General features: G+C 70.3%; 19 protein-coding genes. 6 read left to right on the top strand and 13 right to left on the bottom strand.

Going from position 1 to position 18,384, the window contains the following annotated elements; translation table 11 throughout:
* Positions 1-156: 156 nt before the first annotated feature.
* From RZ50_RS19905 to RZ50_RS19895, 3 genes are all read right to left on the bottom strand, one after another.
* Positions 157-2,169: a beta-N-acetylglucosaminidase domain-containing protein gene (locus RZ50_RS19905; protein WP_308271920.1), complete on the bottom strand. Its 2,013-nt coding sequence runs from the start codon at positions 2,167-2,169 to the stop codon at positions 157-159.
* Positions 2,166-2,591, bottom strand: a complete 426-nt coding sequence (locus tag RZ50_RS19900; protein ID WP_254802882.1) for a hypothetical protein — start codon at positions 2,589-2,591, stop codon at positions 2,166-2,168. The genes RZ50_RS19905 and RZ50_RS19900 overlap by 4 nt, the downstream gene beginning before the upstream one ends.
* 672 nt (positions 2,592-3,263) lie before the next feature.
* Positions 3,264-3,593 (bottom strand): hypothetical protein, encoded by a 330-nt coding sequence (locus RZ50_RS19895; protein ID WP_196948912.1) that lies wholly within the window; start codon positions 3,591-3,593, stop codon positions 3,264-3,266.
* 207 nt (positions 3,594-3,800) lie between these two features.
* Here RZ50_RS19895 and RZ50_RS19890 point away from each other — a divergent pair, with 207 nt between their 5' ends.
* The 3 genes from RZ50_RS19890 to RZ50_RS19880 are packed head-to-tail and all read left to right on the top strand — an operon-like array spanning position 3,801 to position 7,079.
* Complete coding sequence (locus RZ50_RS19890) at positions 3,801-4,187, top strand: hypothetical protein (RefSeq protein ID WP_196948913.1); 387 nt, start codon at positions 3,801-3,803, stop codon at positions 4,185-4,187.
* Positions 4,184-5,926, top strand: a complete 1,743-nt coding sequence (locus tag RZ50_RS19885) for a relaxase/mobilization nuclease domain-containing protein (RefSeq protein ID WP_196948914.1) — start codon at positions 4,184-4,186, stop codon at positions 5,924-5,926. Before RZ50_RS19890 ends, RZ50_RS19885 begins: the two co-directional genes overlap by 4 nt.
* Before the next feature lie 16 nt (positions 5,927-5,942).
* A complete protein-coding gene (locus tag RZ50_RS19880; RefSeq protein WP_196948915.1) occupies positions 5,943-7,079 on the top strand; it encodes a hypothetical protein in 1,137 nt (378 codons plus the stop codon).
* Positions 7,080-7,363: 284 nt separating this feature from the next.
* On the opposite strand, the gene RZ50_RS19875 is transcribed toward RZ50_RS19880, so the two are convergent.
* From RZ50_RS19875 to RZ50_RS19860, 4 genes are all read right to left on the bottom strand, one after another.
* A complete protein-coding gene (locus tag RZ50_RS19875; protein WP_196948916.1) occupies positions 7,364-7,672 on the bottom strand; it encodes a GNAT family N-acetyltransferase in 309 nt (102 codons plus the stop codon).
* Between the two features lie 101 nt (positions 7,673-7,773).
* Complete coding sequence (locus tag RZ50_RS19870) at positions 7,774-8,208, bottom strand: NUDIX domain-containing protein (RefSeq protein ID WP_308271917.1); 435 nt, start codon at positions 8,206-8,208, stop codon at positions 7,774-7,776.
* Positions 8,205-9,458, bottom strand: coding sequence for a DegT/DnrJ/EryC1/StrS aminotransferase family protein (locus RZ50_RS19865; RefSeq protein WP_196948917.1), 1,254 nt, complete (start codon positions 9,456-9,458; stop codon positions 8,205-8,207). Before RZ50_RS19865 ends, RZ50_RS19870 begins: the two co-directional genes overlap by 4 nt.
* Complete coding sequence (locus RZ50_RS19860; RefSeq protein ID WP_196948918.1) at positions 9,455-10,447, bottom strand: Gfo/Idh/MocA family protein; 993 nt, start codon at positions 10,445-10,447, stop codon at positions 9,455-9,457. The genes RZ50_RS19865 and RZ50_RS19860 overlap by 4 nt, the downstream gene beginning before the upstream one ends.
* Before the next feature lie 155 nt (positions 10,448-10,602).
* Here RZ50_RS19860 and RZ50_RS19855 point away from each other — a divergent pair, with 155 nt between their 5' ends.
* Positions 10,603-11,928, top strand: a complete 1,326-nt coding sequence (locus RZ50_RS19855; protein WP_196948919.1) for a helix-turn-helix transcriptional regulator — start codon at positions 10,603-10,605, stop codon at positions 11,926-11,928.
* Positions 11,929-12,204: 276 nt separating this feature from the next.
* Here the strand turns inward: RZ50_RS19855 and RZ50_RS19850 are convergent, their stop codons facing one another.
* The 4 genes from RZ50_RS19850 to RZ50_RS19835 form a co-directional block, all read right to left on the bottom strand.
* Positions 12,205-13,053, bottom strand: coding sequence for a helix-turn-helix transcriptional regulator (locus tag RZ50_RS19850; protein ID WP_196948920.1), 849 nt, complete (start codon positions 13,051-13,053; stop codon positions 12,205-12,207).
* A 36-nt stretch (positions 13,054-13,089) separates the two neighbouring features.
* The gene (locus RZ50_RS19845) at positions 13,090-13,611 is read right to left on the bottom strand and encodes a DUF6879 family protein (protein WP_196948921.1); all 522 of its coding nucleotides are present in this window, start codon (positions 13,609-13,611) and stop codon (positions 13,090-13,092) included.
* A complete protein-coding gene (locus RZ50_RS19840; RefSeq protein ID WP_196948922.1) occupies positions 13,583-13,825 on the bottom strand; it encodes a hypothetical protein in 243 nt (80 codons plus the stop codon). The genes RZ50_RS19845 and RZ50_RS19840 overlap by 29 nt, the downstream gene beginning before the upstream one ends.
* A 332-nt stretch (positions 13,826-14,157) precedes the next feature.
* Positions 14,158-14,700, bottom strand: a complete 543-nt coding sequence (locus tag RZ50_RS19835) for a GNAT family N-acetyltransferase (RefSeq protein ID WP_308271914.1) — start codon at positions 14,698-14,700, stop codon at positions 14,158-14,160.
* Between the two features lie 612 nt (positions 14,701-15,312).
* Here RZ50_RS19835 and cutA point away from each other — a divergent pair.
* Entirely contained in the window at positions 15,313-15,624 is a 312-nt protein-coding gene (cutA, locus tag RZ50_RS19830) for a divalent-cation tolerance protein CutA (protein WP_308271912.1), read from the top strand.
* Here the strand turns inward: cutA and RZ50_RS19825 are convergent.
* Together RZ50_RS19825 and RZ50_RS19820 are read right to left on the bottom strand one after the other, a co-directional pair.
* Positions 15,621-15,965: a hypothetical protein gene (locus tag RZ50_RS19825; protein WP_196948924.1), complete on the bottom strand. Its 345-nt coding sequence runs from the start codon at positions 15,963-15,965 to the stop codon at positions 15,621-15,623. The genes cutA and RZ50_RS19825 overlap by 4 nt on opposite strands.
* 637 nt (positions 15,966-16,602) lie before the next feature.
* Positions 16,603-17,178 carry a TetR/AcrR family transcriptional regulator gene (locus tag RZ50_RS19820; protein ID WP_196948925.1) on the bottom strand — a complete coding sequence of 192 codons (576 nt, stop codon included), beginning with the start codon at positions 17,176-17,178 and terminating at the stop codon, positions 16,603-16,605.
* A 291-nt stretch (positions 17,179-17,469) separates the two neighbouring features.
* Here RZ50_RS19820 and RZ50_RS19815 point away from each other — a divergent pair, with 291 nt between their 5' ends.
* Positions 17,470-18,231, top strand: coding sequence for an SDR family NAD(P)-dependent oxidoreductase (locus RZ50_RS19815; RefSeq protein WP_196948926.1), 762 nt, complete (start codon positions 17,470-17,472; stop codon positions 18,229-18,231).
* Positions 18,232-18,384 lie beyond the last annotated feature (153 nt).

Genomic DNA, 18,384 nt, shown 5'->3' with positions numbered 1-18,384 from the left:
GCCCGCGATCGCCAGGGTGCGGGCGGGGATCCGGGCCAGCCCCTCGCGCCAGGCCGGGTCGGGGTCGCTTCCGGATGGTGCTGACCACCGGCTGACCTCGCACCTCCGCCCGCGCTGGACCGCGCGCTCCCGCTACGCGGCCGGTGGTGACGGCCGTCACCCGCCCGTGTGGCGGGGCAGGTGAGGGGCTTGTTCGAGGAAGGTGTCGAGCACGCCGTCGGCGATTTTGACGGGGCCCTGGGGGCGGGTGGCGCCTGGCAGGGTGTGCTGGCGGGCGGCTTGTCCGGCGTGGTCGCGGGAGCGGGAGAAGAGCTGCTCGGCGCGGGCCGTGTCACCGTCGAGGCGGGCCAGCAGGGCGTCGCTGGTGTCGGTCAGGGCCTGTCCCCACAGGGCGATGGCGTCCAGCCAGGGTTTCGCCTCGGCCGCCAGACCCGCATCGGGCACATGGGCGCGGATCTGCTGAGGGGCGGCGGCCATGGAGCGGGCGTAGCGGCCCAGTTCCTGTGCGGCCTGCTGTTGGCGGCCGGCCTCCCAGTCGGCCTGGAAGCGGTTGATGCGGGCCTGCAGCTCGGGAGCTTGGGGCTGCCAGGGGGTGCCGTCCCAGCTGGGGGCGAGGTGCTGGGTGTCGAAGAAGAGGGCCAGGGCGTCGGTGGTGGAGGGATCGCCTGCGGCGAGGTAGCGGGCAGCGGCCCGGAGGCTGGCCTCGGGGGTGTAGGCGCGGGTGTTCCAGGCGTAGTCGGCGCCGGTGAACAGGACCGGCTTGCTGGCCGAGGCCTGGTTCATGGGGTTGAGGACGATGCCGGTGAGGTGTTCGTCCAGGGTGGGGGCGCGGCGTGCGTAAGGGGCGAGCAGCAGGCGTCCGGCCGCGTGGTCGTAGTCGTTGGTGGGGTAGTTGTCCCACAGGGTCACCTCACGGCCCCACACGTCCGTGGCGTCGTCGGCCTGCTGGGCGGTGACGCTGGTGGGCACGACGTCCGCGCCGGTCCACATCATCGCGATCCGGCCGTCCAGTGTGCGGCGCAGAGTCTTCTTGTACGGAGTGTCCTTCAGGTCGCTGTACTGGGTGGGGACCATCTGCAGCGGTCGCACGTCGGGGTGCTGGTCCGCGAAGTCGTGCTGGAGGCGGTTGAGGAGTTCGCTCTGGGCTGCCGCCATGGCCTGTTCGTTCAGCGGTCCCCAGCGGGCCAGGTCCGCGGCGCAGCTCCACACCGGCAGCGGGTGGATGTCGTCGAAGGCCATCACGAAGTCGCGTATCCCCAGCTGGTACAGGGACCGCAGTTTGCCGGTGACGGCGGTGCGGTCGGCGGCCGAGCTGTAGCACATCGACTTGCCGGGAGAGAGGGCGTAGGTGAAGTCCACGTGGTTCTCGCGGGCGGCCCGGGCGAGTTCGGCCAGCTGTGCGGCCTGGGCGGCGGGGTAGTCCTCGCGCCACCGGTCGCGCTCATAGGGGTCGTCCTTGGGCGCGTACAGATACGTGTTGAGCTTCATCCGGCCGTAGAAGGCCAGTTGGTCAAGCCGCTGGGCCTGCGTCCAGGGAGTGCCGTAGAAGCCCTCGACCACGCCACGCTGGGGGATGGAGGGGTAGTCCACTACCGTCGCTCCGCTGAGGGTCCTGCCACGGATCAGCTGGGTGAAGGTCTGCGCCGCGTAGTAGACGCCGGCCGTGTCCTGCCCGGCCAGCACCATGCCGCTGCGGCCGTCCACCGTGCCGGAGGTGATCTGGTAGCCCTCGGCGGGAAGGCCGCCAGGACCGAAGGCTCCGCTGCGGGCCAGCAGTTCGCCGACGCGCGGAGCGTCGCGCCGGCCCAGAATCAGCGTCAACTCAGCTTGCGGGGAAGGTTGTTCCTCGACACGGGCGGTGCGCACCTCGGCCCCTGCCGCACGCAGCGCCTGGGTGACCACCTCCACCGCCTGGTCGTCGGCCCCGTCGTCATGGAGCACATCGACCCGGCGGGGAACGGGCAGGTCCGCACCGGTGCGGCGGATCTCGTGCGGCGTGGGCGACACCTCGGGCAGGTCGGGCCCGTCGACCGGGCCGGCAGTGATCGACGGGGCCGATGTCGCGGGCCTGGCGGACGGCGGGCCCGGGTCCCGGGGTGCGCATGCGGCGGCGGCGCCCAAGGCCATCGCCACCGCCGTCGCGGTGGCGGCCTGCTTGACCCGCCTCACCGGCCGCTCCCGTGCGCACGGTCGGTGCCTGCCTTCAGCAGGGACCAGGCGGCGACCGCCAGCACCAGGAACCAGCTGCTGGGAACGAGCAGGAAGAGCGAGGTGATCACGGAGGAGACGGGGTCACCGAGCGGAAGAACCAGCCAGTACGCGGCAGCACTGGTGACCACCAGACCGAGGGTGCACAGCGGCCATACGAGCACCCCTGCGATCTTCGACGCCCTCGTCCACCCCGGGACGAGCAGCCACACGACCGCCCCGATCAGCCAGCCCACGACGGGCAGGAGGTAGCCGCCGAAAACCACCAGCAGGACAGCGACCACCTGGCGCCGGCTCCACCGCGGGAACGGCTGCTGTCGACTCTCCCCGGAGGGCACCTGGTCGGCGGCGGACGGCGGGAGGGACACGAGGGGATGTGTCACGGGCACTCCTTCTGCATCGGGCTGCGGCAGCCTCCCCCGGGCTAACCCTGGAAAAGAGGCATCTGTTCGGATTGTGACGAAATAGGACGGTCGGCCGGTTCCCCCCAGATACAGCGGCCCGGCACGGGGCGAGCGTCCTACGCGGTCACGCGCGTCGGACGGGAGCACAGACCCGCCGATGTCGCCCCCCTTGATGCCCATTCGCCCTGCCCGCTGGCGGCTTCGGCGTCCAGGTGCCCGTACCGGTCGTGCCGCGCCCCGGCCTGCCGCCGGCCGACGTGTCGTTCTTCCGCTGCTGGTCACCGGCCCCGCTCTCGCTGGCGAAGCTCGTCTACGTGGTGTGCTGCCGCTGGCGGATCGAAGAGGACTTCCAGACCGCCAAGAGCACCATCGGCCTGGACAAGGGCCAGGTCACCAGCTGGACCTCCCTGGCACCGCTGGAGTACCGCCGCCCTGGTCGGCTACGCCTTCCTCGCCGTCATCGCCGCCCTCGAACGCGACACCCCGGACAGCGATCGGCACATCGACCTCGCCCCCCTCACCTGCCACGAACTTGCCGCGGCTGAACGTCCTACAGTTTCCCGGGAGATCCGCCCTGGAGTTGATGGAACAATGACCACTAACTCGCTGTAGGCAGCCACCGCCACCCACCAGCCGAAGCCGCGCCGACGCTCAGCCGCTTTGCACGCTGGCGTCGGCGTTGCTCTCCTCGCCGCCGGACGAGGGGCCGGGGACGGTGGTCTTGGTGGTCGGGGCGTGCTTCCGGGGCCGACCCTTGGGGCGGCGCGCCGGCGCCTCCACACCCAGTCTTACGAGCTCCTCCGCGCTCCAACCAGCCGCTTCTGCTGCTGCATACGCTCTTCCGTACGGGACCTCGGTTTCGGCCAGCTGATCCTTCAGGTGCTTTCGCTCCGCCATGATGGCGGCGAGCGGCACGATGGCCTTCTCGCGGCCGTCCTGGATCTCGCGCATTCGCCTCAGGAACTCGTCTTCCCTCGTCATGCTGCGGATCGTAGAACCACCGCTTCCGGTGGTTTCGAACCTGCCCACAGAGGTCACCCGTGTCGGTGATTTTCAGCTGCCACTCCGGCGTATCCGCTAGCAGTCAATTCGATTGCGAAGCAAGGTGGCGCAGCAGGGAGTCGCGGCATAGGCCGCATTCGTTCCGGCCGCCGGAACACCGGCCCGCGAAGCCGAGGAGGATCGACGGTGAGTGGCACGGAGGGCGCGCGGCGGCGGGAGCGGCAGATGCGGTCGCCGCGGTCGAGACGGGTGAATCTGGCGTACAACGATGCCGAGCTGACGATCGTGCAGGAGGCGGCGAAACGCGACGGCATGGCGGTGTCCGCGTGGGTGGCTCGGAAGGCGTTGGCGGTCGCCAAGGATCAGCTCGTACCGGTGTCCGCAGACGCCCGGGAAGTACTGGAGGAGCTCATCAGATCACGCGGGGAGCTGGTGCGGATCGGCGAGTCGGTCGGGTCGATCGGCCCGGTCGATCCCGGTACGCGGCCCACCACCCGTCTCGTCGAGGAAGCCGTGCGGCGGGTCGACCGGGCGACGGTGCAACTGATGCGGGAGCGGGCGTCACGCTGGTGATCCCGAAGCTGGCGAAGGGTGGGAGTGACACCTCCGGGCTGCTGTTCTACCTGTACGGCCCCGGGAAGCGGGACGAGCACGAGGACCCGCGCATGGTCGGCGCCTGGGCGCCGTGGGTGCCCGACCCCGCGCGGTCGGCGGGGACGACGGTCGGGGAGCTAGCGCTGCTCCTGGACGCTCCGGTGCACGCGTCACGGGGCAACGTGCCGGCCGAACACGTCTACCACGTCGCGGTGCGCTTGGCGCCCGAGGATCCGCTCCTGACGGACGAGCAGTGGGCCGAGGTCGCCCGGGCGATGATGAGCGCCGTCGGTGTCGCCCCGCAGGGCGACAGGTGGGGCTGCCGCTGGGTGGCGGTCCGGCACGCCGACGACCACATCCACATCGTCGCGACGAAGGTCCGCCAGGACGGTACGCAGCCGAATCTGCGGCAGGACATCGTGCGGATGCAGCAGCTTGCCCGGCAGTTCGAGGAGAGGTGGGAACTGCGTCGGCTGACGTCTGGGGATCGGACAGCGAAGCGGTGGCCGACCACGGGCGAGACGCGGAAGGCCTCCCGCCGCCATCTGCCCGAGAGTGCGCGCGAGCAGCTTGAGCGGACCGTCCGTACGGCGGCGGCCGCCGCGGCGAGCGAGGACGATTTCTTCGCCCGTCTCCGCTCCTCCGGTCTGCGGGTCGCGCAGCGTTGCGGCCCGGGGCGCAGCGCGCCGACCGGTTACACGGTCGCGTTGCCCGGCGACCGGGACCAGGCCGACCGGGCGGTGTGGTTCGCGGGTTCGAGCCTGGCTTACGATCTGTCGCTGCCTCGGGTGCGCGAGCGCTGGCACGTTCCGATTCCAGAGCCGGATGTGCCGCCTCACGCGTTCTGGCAGACGCTCGAACGCAACCTCAGCGCGGCATCGGGTTCGCTCGGCACCGGCGGACGGTGGGCGGGGGCGGGCGACGTCGCCGCGCTGGGCGACCTTCTCGTCGTGGCGCCCGCCGCCGCTCCTCCCCTGGTCGAGCCGAACCTGCGTGTCTCGGCGGCGGAGTTCGAGCGTGCGGCCAGGGCGCCGGGCAGGCGTGACCTGGGCGGTGAGGCGCGGATGCTGCTTCGTTCCTCGGCCCGCATTCTCGTGTCGTCGGCCAGGTCGTCCGGCCACAACGACGCGGCCGCTTTCCTGGGATTCCTCCTGGCCCTGGTCGCGGCCGTCACGGCCGCGCGGCTCTGGCACGAGGAGCAGGGCTATCACCTCCAGGCCGACGCGGCGGGGAAGGCCGGTCGGTCGCTGCGGGAGACCGTGGAGGTGAGCACCGGGGCGTGTGCGGGTGCCGGCGTGCGGCCGCGCGCCAGGCGGGCGGGATCGGCTTCGCCGAGGGCCGGCCGTCCGTCCCTGCTGACCGAGGTGGTGGCGAGGGCTCTGCCCGCCCATGCGTCGGCGGTCCTGGTGGACTCCGCTTGGCCCGTCCTGCGTGAACGCCTCATCGCCCTGGAGCAGCGGGGCTTCGACCCCGCGGCGGTTCTCGCTGCGGTCGTGGCGCGACGCGAGCTCCGCTCGGCGGGGTCCGTCGCGCAGGTGCTCGTCTGGAGGTTGGACGGGTGGGCCGGCGCTCACGGCGCGGCGCTTGGCACACGAACACCGGCAGCGGCTCCGCGATCCACCGGCACGCCACCGGGTGTCAAGAGGACCGTCGCCCCTTCGGCCGAGGCGACACGCTTCCCCCGGAACGACTCGCAAGGGCCCAGACGGGACCACTGAACGACAGGAGATCACGATGACCATGCCCTACCCGGGCGAACCGTTCGCTGAGGCGGTCGGCGAGGCGGTGCAGACGTCGACGGCGGCCGTGCGCCTGGTGCTGGCCGTCGCGGACGCGGTGCGGCGCGCGGCGCAGCGGCGATCGGGGCGGGAGCACCCGCTGCCGCCAACCGACCAGGCCCTCCCCGAGGCGGCCTCGGATCTCAAGACCCTGCTCGCCCCGGACGTGGCCTGGTTGCTGATGTCCGGTCCGGACTGGCCGGTCATGGCGCAGCAGCTGGTCGCCCTGCGGCGGGCCGGTGTCGACCTGGAGCGGTTCCTGCCGCAGGTCGGGGACATCGCGGTGTCGGTACGGGATGCCGTCCTGTCCGACTCGGCGCGGATCGCGGCCGAGCGGACGCAGGAGTGGGCGGGGCTGCTCCGCGCGACCGTGCCGGCGGGCCCGGTGCGCGAGGCGATCCTGGCCTCCCCCTTGTGGCCGGAGATCGCCGCGACGATGCAGGAGCTCCAGGAGCGGGGCGTCGACGTCCGGCGGGTTCTGGCGGCCGCGTATGCCGAGGGGGTCGGTGTCGATGAGGCCGTCGACCGGGTGCCGGACGCCGTTCGGCGGCGGTCGAGCGCGCCGAGCCGGGACGCCGTACGGTCCTACGGTCCGCTGACGGTGGGACTGGACCTTCCGAGGGAGCTCGACCTCGGCAACCGTCGGAGGGCGCTGGCGCAGCTGGGCGTGAGCCAGTCGGAGAACGCCCGCTTCGTGCGCTGGGTCTACGAGGCGATGCCCGGCCTGGAGCGCGAGGCGGCGCTGCTGGTGAACTCCCGCCAGTGGCCGCTGCTGGCCGCCCGAATGGCGCGGATGCAGGACGACGGCAAACCGGTCCGGGACCATCTGGCGCGGCTGATGCGCGATCGCGGCTGGGAGTCCGGCCCCGTCTCCTACCTCGGGCCCCGCCTCGTCCAGGCCGCCACCGAGGCGCTGCGCAGGCCGGCGCACGACGAGTTCACGTCGGCCGCCGTGGTGACCGACGCGGCCAGGGCCTCCTCTGCGAGTGCGGGGCCGCCCCCGTCGTGGACGCGGGGCCCAGCGCCCACCGGCCCCAGGCCCGCCGCCCACCGAGCGCCTATCCCCAAGCCGAGCACCGGACGGTCGAGGTAGCGGCCCCGGCCAACCTGTCGGCCGGGCTCAAAGGGGCGAATGCCTCGAACCCGGGCTGTGGGTTCCTGTAGTGCTGCCGACCCGGGCGCCGGGCCGGCGCGCGCGGGGTGTTCGGTTCACCGCCTCGTGGTCGTAGCCCAGCGGCAGCGCCAGGGCGGCGGAAAGGTGGACGGCACGTTGGCGCACGTCACGACGGTTGACGTCCATCAGGGCCCTCCCCCAGGCCTGCGGCGGCGACCGGATCCATCGACAGTGCTCCGCCGGGAGTACGTCGCGTGCGTGGGTCAGGCGATCGTGCGGAGCATGGAGTCGTAGCGTGGCCCGTCCGGGTAGGGCCGCACGGTGCCCATCCGGGAGTAGCCCAACCTCTCGTAGAGGGCCCTGGCCCGCGGGTGGCCCTCCTCGATCCGGTGGGACAGCAGCTCCTCGTGCAGGGTCCGCGCAACTCCCGCACCACGCCACGGCTCACGGACCATCACCTCGCACAGGGCGAAGGTCCTGCTGTCGGTCTCCTCCAGCAGGTCGGCCGACGCCGGGGTGATCAGCCCGCCCCACCGGTACGCCGCCGTGCGGGCAGGAACTCGGCAGCGCATCGGCAGTTACCCCCTTGAGTCGCCGCAGGTCATATCGACCGTAGTGGGGCGGGGCCCCTGGAAGCCGCCGATCTCAGGGGTCCCGTCCTACTCACCGCACCTCAGTGTGCGATCAGCTCGCGAACCGCGTCGCTCACCTCGGGCAGCTCACCCGGGAGGGCCCACTGATGGGCGTCGTGTTCGGTGAGGACGACCGGTTCGGTCTTCTCCACGGTGACGGCGAAGTTGAACTGGCGGGTCGTGCCGCCCCGGCTGTTCTTGTAGTCGAAGTGTCCGATGTAGCCGGTGACCTGGTCGACGGTCAGGCCGGTCTCCTCGGCGGTCTCCCGGTGGAGGGCGTCCAGGATGGTTTCCCCGGTCTCGACCGTTCCGGAGGGGATCTCCCACAGGCCGCCCATGTAGTCGTCGGGGTTGCGACGGACGAGCAGGACCCGGCCGTCGTGGTTGATCACGGCGGCGGCGACAAAGCCGGTGATGCCGGCGGCTTCGGCATCGGCCGCCAGGCCGGCCACGAACTCGGGGGAGGTGACAGTCACTGCAGCTCCTTGTGATGGTCGCTGATCTTGATGGCCGCGCGGACGTACTGCTCGGCCACTTTCAGATCCTGCTCACGATGCCAGACCGGGAGCTTGATCGTGTGGGCGTGTGCGCGCTCGGCAACGGGGAAGTCCCCGGCCTTGTACCGGCGGTGGGAGTGCGGGTGACCGGGGAACAGCATGCTGGGCTGCTGGTACAGCGGCAGCTGATTCATCGGGCAGGTGGAGCCGGGCCGGTCGAACTCAGTGGCGCCCTCGGCGATCAGCGCCTGGTGGAACCTCTCGATCGGTAGGCCGCCGAGCTCGTCCGGCCGGTAGGTGAGCGTCAACCCGTACCAGGACGGGATCACTCCGTCGGGCATCTCGGTGACCGCCAGGCCGGGTATCCGGGCCAGCTGGCCGGTGAGGTAGCGGGCGATCTCCGCCCGTCCGGCAAGGTAGCCGTCGAGGCGGGCGAGCTGGTCGCGGGCGATGGCGGCGGCGAGCGGGTGGATGCGGAGCTTGAGGCCGGCTCCGGTGACCGCGTACCGCGCGAGCGGATGGCCTTCTGGGATCTCGGTCTTGGCGCGCTTGTTGTAGTGCGCGAGCGTGATGATGCGGTGGTAGGTGTCGTCGTCGTCCGTGAGGACGAACCCGCCCTCGCCGCCGGACAGCGGCTTGGGGCCGTTGAGGGAGAAGGCCGAGGCGAGACCGAAGGTGCCGACCTTCTGCCCGGCGATGCTCGCGCCGTGGGCGTGGGAGCCGTCCTCCAGTACCGCCAGGTCGTGGGCGTTGGCGACCGCGACGATGTCGGTCATGTCGGCGGGCTTGCCCCATAGATGGGTGACCATCACCGCCCGGGTCCGGGGTGTGATCAGCTCCTCGATCCGGTTGGGGTCGATGTTGCCGTCCGGCCCGGTCTCGCACAGCACCGGCACCGCGCGCAGGTGGAACAGCGGGGAGGCGGTGGCGTGGAACGTCCAGGTCGGCACGATCACCTCGTCGCCGGGCTTGATCCGCGCGGCCCAGTAGGTGGCGTGCAGGGCGGCGGTGCCGGAGCTGGTGGTGACCGCGTGCCGGACGCCGAAGTACTCCTGCAGGCCGTCCTCCAACTCGGCGACGATGCCGGACCGGCCGGGGATGGAGATCGACTCCTCCAGCTGGGCGGCAACCTTGGCGCGGGTGGTGTCGTCGATCGGCGGCCAGGTGAAGTGCGGGCCTTTGGCGGTGACAGCGGGCTTGCCGCCGAGCAGGGCGAGGACGCTGGTCACAGCATCTCCTTCGGGTCGATGTAGCGCCCCGCCGCCTTGGACCGGTAGCAGGAGGCGATGAAAGCGGCGTGCGCGAGGTGCTGTTCCGGGCCGGAGGTGTTGGGCCGCTCGCCGTCCAGGACGCGGCAGAAGTAGTCGATCTGCGCGGCCGATGCCGAGGCCGGCGCGTGCGGTCGGGTCAGCTCCTCCACGACCGCGCCGCCCAGGTCGAGGCGCTGGACCTGGCCCTTGGTCAGCAGCACCGAGCCACGGGTGCCGACCACGTGCAGCCGCTCGGTCTTGGGGGCCACCCACCGGGACAGCAGCACCGAGCCGTACAGGTCGCTGTCGTAGCCGAGCTGGATGACGGCGGTGTCCTCGGCGTCGTACCCGCCGCCGGGGACGGCGGTGGTGGAGAAGTCGGCGATGACCCGGCTGGGCAGGCCGAAGTACCACAGCAGCAGATCGATGAGGTGGTAGCCCATGTCGATGATGCAGCCGCCCCCGGCCTGGCGGATGTCTCCGCGCCAGCCGCCGCCGGGGTCGTCGGTGTGGAAGGTGTACTGGCCGTCGATGAGGAACGGCGTGCCGATCTGGTCCAGCAGTCCGGCGACGCTGGTGTAGATCGGGTTGAAGCGCCGCTGGAGGGTGACCATCAGCTCGATCTGCCCGGCTCGGCAGATCTCGGCGAGGTCCTGAGCCTCCGGCACGGAGGTGGCGAAGGGTTTCTCCTTGAGGACGTGGACGCCTCGGTCGGCGCACTCCTGGACGACCTCGCGGCCGGCGTGGTGTGGGACTACGACGACCACGAAGTCCGGGGCCGCCGCGTCCAGCAGCTCACTGGCGCGGGTGAATCCTGGGACCTGGAGCTGTTCCTGCCGCTGCCGCAGGGTGTCGAGGTCGCTGTCGCAGACGGCGACGAGTTCGGCCCTGCTGGAGGCGAGCAGGCCGGGGAGGTGATCTCCGATTGCCTGGTGGCCAAGGCCGATGACCGCAGCGCGTCGTTTCATGCGCGGACTCCTTCCGCTTCGTGAAGGAACTTGTCGGTGCACGACGAGTAGAGCTCAACTCGCAGTTACCGACCAGGCGTTGTCTGTAGTCCCGGGGTAGTCCCGCCCGTTCGCGCAGTAGGCTCACGGTCACCATCGATGATGGGATTCGCCCCGTGGACGACCAGATCCGGCACCCCCTCGCGTATGCCCGCGCGCTTCGCGGCTGGTCCCAAACAGACCTCGCGGACCGCATCCACCACGCCGCCAGGAACAGGCCCGAGGGTCTCCGCTCCGGCACCGACAAGGCCGCCGTCAGCAAGTGGGAGAACTGGCGCAAGACGCCCAGCATCGAATCCCAGCTCCTGATCGCCGAGGCCTTCGACGTCCCGATCAGCGACATGGAAGCCTTCGAGTGGCCACACTGGCTGCCCGGCCAGGAACAACCGGTTCCGCTCGGATCGGCGTTCACCGTCCACGCACTTCGAGACGCACAGAGAGCCGCAATGGACAATCGCCGCCGCACCTTCATGACCTTCAGCGCGCTCGCGCTGGCCGGGCTCTCAGCCCAGTGGGCTGCCCTCGAACCCGACCGGCTCACCACCGCCTTGAGCGGCAAGCGCGTCGACGGCGAACTGGTCGACTGGCTGGAGGACACCAGCGCCAAGCTGACCTCCCTGCCCACTGAACAGCGCCAGCACACCGCGAAGTTGATGGACGCCCACCTGGAGACGGTCACCGACCTGCTGGAACAGGGCCGGTACACCCAACCCATCGGCCGGCGGCTCCACGTGCTGGCCGCCTCCCTGGCCAGCACCTGCGGCTGGCACCGCTTCGACCAGGGCCAGCACTTCGCGGCGGGAAAGCTCTGGAACGCGGCCCTCACCAACGCGCACGCCGCCCGTGACCGGGACCTCGGCGCCGGCATCCTCTCCGACTTCGCCTACCAGTCGATCTGGCTCTCCCAGCCCGACGCCGCCGTCGAACCGCTCAGCCAGGCCCTCATCCACACCCAGCACCCCACCGCACAGTCCTTGCTCTTCCTTCGCCGGGCCCGCGCACATGCCGCCCTGGGAGCCGCCGCCGACTGCCACCGGGACCTGGCCGCCGCCGAGACCGCCCTACTAACCGACAGCCCCGACCCGGCCCCCGGCTGGTGCCGGTGGATGAGCACGGCGGACCTGGCCGTTGATTCCGGCCAGTGCATGCTCGACCTCAACCGTACCCACGAAGCGCATGCCCGCATCGACGAGGGCATGAGTCTGCTGCCACGCGCCCGCGACAAGACCCGCGGGATCTTCCTCACCTACGAGGCCCGCAGCCTCCTACAGGCACGCGAGGTCGAACAGGCCCTCGCCGTCACAAACCAGTCGCTCGACCTAGCCACCCGGATCGGCGCCGAGCGATGCGTCACCCTTGTGCGCGAACTGGCCCCGTCGTTCAAGCCCTACCGGCAAGTCGACGGCGTCGCCGACCTAATGGACCGACTCAAGGCGGGCTGACGTTACGGGATTGGAGCCGACACCTTCAATCCCGACACACGACTTGCCTAATGAACGCAGTTGAGGTTGCAGAAGGTTGTGGGTTGCAGAACGATCTGCTGGGGCCGGGCGGTGATCCGGCTCAGGTACCGGGTCCTGAGGCCGCGTTCCTGCGGTCCGGCTGTCGAACGCTCCAGTGCTTGTCGCATCGTGGCCGCCTCTCCGTGAAGTGGCGTTGCACAGACGCTACGCAGTGCCCGTTCCGGAGAGCCATGATCTTGCGAGTTCTTGCGCAAGCTACCTGCGATGGTCGATGACCGCTGCGATCAGCGCCCGGGCCTCCGCCCCGAACTCGGCCATCTGGGACAGCTCGACGAAGGTGCGGACATACATCTCCATCTCGTGCGGCTGTGTCAGCCGCAGGTGCCCGCTGACCAGTTCGACGGAGGTCTGGGCGTCGTCGAACATGTAGAAGTCCTCCGCCGGCGACCTGGTTCGGCCTGTGGCCAGCGGGATGACACCCAGGCTCACCTGCGGCAGGGTGCTCACCGTGATGAGCTGGCCAAGTTGGCCGTCCATCGTGTCCGCGTCGCACACCGCTCCGCGCAGGACCGCCTCCTCGACCAGGAGGGCGAACGTGGCGCCGCCGACGAAGACCATCGCCTGCCGGGCCATCCGGAACTCCACCGCGGCGTCCACGTCGTCCACGGTCCCCCGGGCCCGCTGGACGGCCCGAAGGACAGCCGTGGTGTAGGCGCGGGTCTGGACCATACCGGGCACAGTCCGACTGGCGTAGACGCGAAAGCGCCGGGTGCACCGGTAGAGGTCGAGCACAGAGTCCTGTGCCTGGCGCAGCCCTGTCTTCTCCAGGCGGCGCCACTCGACGTACATCGACTCGACCGCGCGAGAGGTGGTGATCAGCTCCTGGGCCTGGTCTTCGGCGCCGCACGCCCGGCACCAGGCGCGGATGTCGGCGTCGGACGGGGCTGCTTTGCCACCCTGGAGGCGGGAGGTCTTGGCAGGGTCCCAGCCGCACCGGGCCGACAGCTCGTCGCCGGTGATCCCCGCGTCCCTCCGCAGGCCCCGGAGCCGCTCGGCGAGGGCCTTGCGGGCCGCGACGACGCTGGAGGGCAGGGTGTACGCCACAATGCTGTCGGTCCGGTGTGCTCGTGGGTGCGCCGGTCAAATCGTGTACTTGTCGTGCGGAATCGCCCGCTCCCACACCTTCTCGAAGGCATCGACACAAAGCCGCACCACGGCCGGATCCTCGGTGAGTTCACCGCCGAGGGCGTCGCCGTCGCCTGAGAAGTGGCCCCACCGCACCACGCGCCCGTCAAAGAGCCAGAAGTCGTTGCCAGGCAGCGCCAGGTCGCTGGCGCTGCGCCGGGGCAGCCAGCGGACCTGCTCCCCGGCCTCGACGTTGGGAAACGTCACGTCGTACTCGTAGCGGATGTACTCGCTGACCGGCTCGGAGACGATCCGCGCTCTGCGGATCTCCACACCGCGGCCGACGGTTTCGACGATGACGTCCAGCCACGGCCGCCACCACGACGCCCTGTCGGCGGGGTCCAAGCGGTGCCCGGCCCGCCAGGCGTGCAGCGCGGGGTCGTCCTGCATGTAGCCGTCGCGCATTTCGAGGTGGAGCGCGGAGTGGGTGGCGCTCCTCAGCAGTTCGTCAATCTTCGCCGCGGCGCTCTGCGACATCCAAAGCCTCCCTGATCGCCTGCGCGAGCCGCGCCGGCACACGGACGACTGCCTCGTGATCGGGGATGCGACCGGTGGCCAGGCACTCAGCTTCCGTTGCCGAGTCGATCTTCCATCCCTGGATCACCAGGTCCCTCGTCTCCTCATCGACCCAGACCGTCGGCGAATCACCGTCGGGGCTGTTCGGGTCCTTCGCGATGAACAGTAGCGACATGACGTCCCCCTGCACTCGTCGGTTGCGAGATCTTGCGCTATCGCTCCATGCTGCCCTGCCCGAGCGCCTGCGGCAGGGCGATTCGGGCCAACTCTGCTTGTCTCCAGTGGCCCCCGCCCGAACCCCTGCGCCGGGCACGCCAGGCGCAGGACGGCGCGGGTGACCACCACCCCGCCCGCCCAGTCGGCCGTGGCAGACTCTGGCACCACTACGGCCGCGCCCGCGCCGACACTGGCCGCACCATCCCCGATGTCTTCCGCTGGACGTGGGGGGCAGGACGGCGGACTGGATCCATCGACGGCGCTTCGCCGGGAGTATGTCGCGTGCCAGGGTCAGGCGATCGTGCGGAGCATGGAGTCGTAGCGTGGCCCGTCCGGGTAGGGCTGCATGGTGCCCATCCGGGAGTAGCCCCAGCGCTCGTAGAGGGCTCTGACCCGCGGGTGGCCTTCCTCGACCAGGAGGTGCGAGCGCTCTTCGATCCGGTGGGACAGCAGTTCCTCGTGCAGGGTCCGCGCGACTCCCGTACCGCGCCACGGCTCACGGACCATCACCTCGCACAGGGCGAAGGTCCTGCTGTCGGTCTCCTCCAGCAGGTCGGCCGACGCCAGGGTGATCAGCCCGCCCCACCGGTACGCCGCCGTGCGGGCGAAACCGTAGGCATAGCCGATCTCCGCGCCGTCGACCTCGCCGAACACGCAACCCCAGCGCGGCCCGGCGGCATGGCGATGCAGACGCTCGGTGAACCGCTCGACGGAGAAGAACGGGTCGGTGGCGGCCTCCTGCGCATACACCTCGGCGTACACCTCGATCAGCCGCTCCTCGATGACGGGCAGGTCCCCGGCGGTGTAGTAGCTGACGGTCAAGGCGGCGGCCACGGTCGTGCTCCTCACGAGGCAGTCAGGACCTTGTAGCGTCCCACGAAGGCCCTCGTCACCGGTAGGTCGAGGTCGGACACCTTTTCTCGGAGCGCTCCGAGGCGCACGTCCTCGCGGGCGTAGCACCTGCGGGGTCTACCGGCCTAGAGAGGTCAGGACCGTTGCGTCGTAGACGGGGCTGTTGTCGGCGAGATGGTCAGCGAGAACATCGACCCGGACCGCGACGACCCCGCGCAGCTGATGCGCCCCACCGCAAACGCGACGAAATGTGGCCGGCTGGCCTCGCCCCGCTGCAACCCGACCCGGCCACCGGCCAGGGCGAGCTACGTCTGTACGTCGACCACGCCTGTGCCGTGCAGTTCTCCCCGCCGAACATGTCCACCAACAGCGGCGGTGCCGTGTCGAAGCGGTCGCTGATGGCCCACGGGTGTCGAGCCCGGACCGTGCCGACGGCGCGCTGATGGCGGGGCACGAACCCGAGGACCTCTTCGGCCACCGCCGGATGGGCCTCATCGCCTGAAGGCCGCCTCCCCTGGTTCGATCAGGGGGCGCGCATCATTTCGCGCCCCTTCAGTGCCGAGTACTGTCGCGGATGTGGCTAACTTCTTGATCGTGATCACCACCGTCGACAGTGAGGCCGTTGGTGCCAAGCTGTCCCGGTCCGCCGTCGAAGCCGGCCTGGCTGCCTCAGGACAGGTCACCGGGCCGGTCTCCACGACCTACCGGCACCTTGGAGAGATGTGCGAGGGCACCGAGTGGCAGGTGACCTTCCGTACAACGGAGGACCGGGTGGCCGAGTTGGAGAGGCACGTCGTTGCTGAGCATCCGTACGACAACCCGGAAGTGATCTCGCTGCCGATCCTGTCCGGGCCGTCGCTCTACCTGGACTGGATCACCCGGGCGACGCGACCCGTCGGCAGTTAGGACGCCGCGCTGCGTTCCAGGAGCTCGGCGACTGGCGTGAGCTGGCGGTGTTGCTGGAGCCGGTGGAGGAGAATGCGGGAGCGCCCGGCCGGACGGGCCGAGGCGAGTCCTTGGGAGAGGTCGAGGACCTTGCCGGTGATCGCGGCGGAGTACTCGACCTCGCCTGCGTCCAGGTAAGCGGAGGCCAGCCAGGACAGGTAGAGCGCCTTGTCGCGGGCTCGGGTGTCGTCGTAGCGGGACAATGCCGACTCCAACGCGGGGATCGCTCGCAGCAGCCGGTGGAGTTCGGCCCAGCATCGGCCGGTCATGATGGCGATCTCGTCCAGGTCGACCCAGTACACCCAGTCAGGCTCAGGCCGGTCGCTCTGCTCGCGGATGGTTTCCTCGGCTGAGGCGAGTGCCCGGTCGGCGGCACTTGCGTTGCCACTGGTCGCGTACTGCCAGGCCAGACGGTCCCACAACAGGGCCCGCACTGCCGGTGAGGCATCGTGGCCGGCAATGTCGCAGGCTGTGGTAGGGCGAACCGGCCGCGCCACCGACGCACCGTGTCCAGGTGCAAGCCCGTATCTCGGGCGATCTGGGCATGGAGTGACCCCGCGCGGCGTGGAGTACGACCTGCGCCCGTATCCGGGCCCGGTGAGGGCTCTTGTGACCGTAGGCCGCCTTCTTCAGGCGCTGTCTTTGCGAGGCGGTCAGGGATATCGGGCAAGCGGCGGCAACGGGCAAGGCAGGCAAGCCGATCAGCAGAAGTGAATCTTCACTACGGGAGTCGGCCAACCCCCTCCACGGCGACCGGGCTGGATCGGCGCATGCCCGACATGCCGGAGTCGGCCAAGGCCCCCTCGCCCGGAAACTGCCTACTTCACCCGGGATCGGCCACGGGCATCCGAGGATGCAGTCCTGCTCCTCCGCCCCGTTCCACCGGGTCGGCGAGTGGGGCTCTCCCGGAAGCGACGAGATCCTGAGTCCCGCCGTCTGTCAGCGTCGGTCGGTGCTCAGGCCGTCCAGGATGAGGTCGAGGAGGCGTTCGGCCTGCTCTCGCTGCTCCGGCTTTCCCGAGGTAAGGGCGATGCCGGTGAGGGCGGCGAACATATCGGTGGCGCCGATGTCGGATCGGATGGTGCCGGCTTCGATGCCGGCGGCCAGGAGCGAGGTCAGGGCGGCCATCATCATCTCGTGGCTCTGGGCGTAGGGGTTGACGCCGGATTCGACGAGGGCGCGTAGGGCGTCGGCCATGCCGAGCTTGGCGGTCGCGTAGTCAATGAAGCGGCCCGTCCAGGCGCGCAGGGCCTCACGCGGGGCCAGCGCGGCCAGCAGGTCGGGGGCCGCGTCGCACAGCCGGATCAGCTCATTGCGGTAGGCGGCCTCGATGAGGACCTCCCGGGTGGGGAAGTTGCGGTAGAGCGTGCCGGAGCCGACGCCGGCCTCCTTGGCGATGCGCTCCATGTGCGCTTCCAGTCCCTCTTCGGCGAAGACGCGCACCGCGGCCGAGAGGATCTTGTCCCTGTTGCGCTGCGCGTCGGCCCGTAGGGGGCGCCCTGTCTCTCTGGTCATCCGCGGTCTCCTGTCGTTCCGGGCTTGCTAACCGGCGACGCCTCCACTTACAGTGAGGGAAGTGGAGGAGCCTCCACTTTCACTCTAGGGCATGCAGGCCCGCATCGGCCGCACACGAGCGCGTGCGTGCCTCCGACCCACGTTCCCGACGTGGCGCGGCCACGGCCGCCAGTCCCGGGAACAACGGGTAGGCCACCAGCCCCAGCCCCGTCACGCCCTGGGTTTTCACATCCGCACGACTCCCACTGCGAACGCGGCACATGGCAATCCACTCATTCAGAGGAGAAGAAGATGAGTCTCTCGCTCGTAGAAAAGGTCGCCGTCGTCACGGGCGGCGCGTCCGGGGTTGGCCTGGGCATCGCCCAGGAGTTCGTTGCCAACGGCGCCCGCGTGGTCATTACCGACCTGCACCAGGAGACACTCGACGAGGCGGTCGCGGCGATCGGGCCGAACTGCTCGGGGGTCGTGGCCGACGTCACCAAGCTCGCGGACATGGAGGCCGCCTACCGACAGGTGAAGGAGCGCCATGGGCGACTCGACGCGGTCGTGGCCAACGCCGGGATCGGCGCGCACGCCCCGCTCGGCGCCATCACCGAGGAGCAATTCGACCGGACCTTCAACGTCAATGCCAAGGGCGTCCTCTTCACCGTTCAGCCCGCGCTCGCGCTGCTGCCGCCCGGCGGCACCGTCGTCATCATCGGCTCCACGGCGTCCATCCAGCCGCCGCGCGGTATGAGCCTGTACGGCGGCTCGAAGGCCACGGTACGCAACTTCATCCGGGCCTGGATCCAGGACACCAAGGGATCGGGCATCCGAATGAACATCCTCAGCCCCGGCGCGGTCGACACCGGCTCCCTGCGCAGCGCACTGGCGATGGCCCAGGGAGCCGATCACGTCGACGCCGCCGTCAAGACCATGGGAGAGGGCAACCCGACCGGACGGATCGCCGACCCGCGCGAGATGGGGAAGGCCGCGGTCTTCCTCTCCAGCGACGCCTCCAGCTTCATCACTGGCGTCGAACTCTTCGCGGACGGCGGCATGGCACAGGTGTGAGCCACTCAGCCCAGCGGTCCGGCCCACCCGGCCGGGCCGTCCCCGCCTGGCGCATCGCAGCGAGGCGCCGGCACCCCCGAGGACGCCCTGGACTACACCTGCAGTCTCCACCTCGCCATGCCCGGGATCTGACCGACCGTCAGACGCGACAGC

The sequence above is a fragment of the Kitasatospora sp. SUK 42 genome (assembly GCF_015776785.2).
Lineage (GTDB): Bacteria > Actinomycetota > Actinomycetes > Streptomycetales > Streptomycetaceae > Kitasatospora.
The sequence above is the reverse complement of the archived record's forward strand: the minus strand, read 5'-3'. Positions and strand labels throughout refer to the sequence as shown.

Coding starts and splice junctions, on each gene's coding strand:
- RZ50_RS19820 (WP_196948925.1), bottom strand. CDS start 17,178: ATGACCAGAGAGACAGGGCGCCCCCTACGGGCCGACGCGCAGCGCAAC.
- RZ50_RS19860 (WP_196948918.1), bottom strand. CDS start 10,447: ATGAAACGACGCGCTGCGGTCATCGGCCTTGGCCACCAGGCAATCGGA.
- RZ50_RS19895 (WP_196948912.1), bottom strand. CDS start 3,593: ATGACGAGGGAAGACGAGTTCCTGAGGCGAATGCGCGAGATCCAGGAC.
- RZ50_RS19845 (WP_196948921.1), bottom strand. CDS start 13,611: ATGTCGCAGAGCGCCGCGGCGAAGATTGACGAACTGCTGAGGAGCGCC.
- RZ50_RS19875 (WP_196948916.1), bottom strand. CDS start 7,672: ATGCGCTGCCGAGTTCCTGCCCGCACGGCGGCGTACCGGTGGGGCGGG.
- RZ50_RS19815 (WP_196948926.1), top strand. CDS start 17,470: ATGAGTCTCTCGCTCGTAGAAAAGGTCGCCGTCGTCACGGGCGGCGCG.
- RZ50_RS19840 (WP_196948922.1), bottom strand. CDS start 13,825: ATGTCGCTACTGTTCATCGCGAAGGACCCGAACAGCCCCGACGGTGAT.
- RZ50_RS19880 (WP_196948915.1), top strand. CDS start 5,943: ATGACCATGCCCTACCCGGGCGAACCGTTCGCTGAGGCGGTCGGCGAG.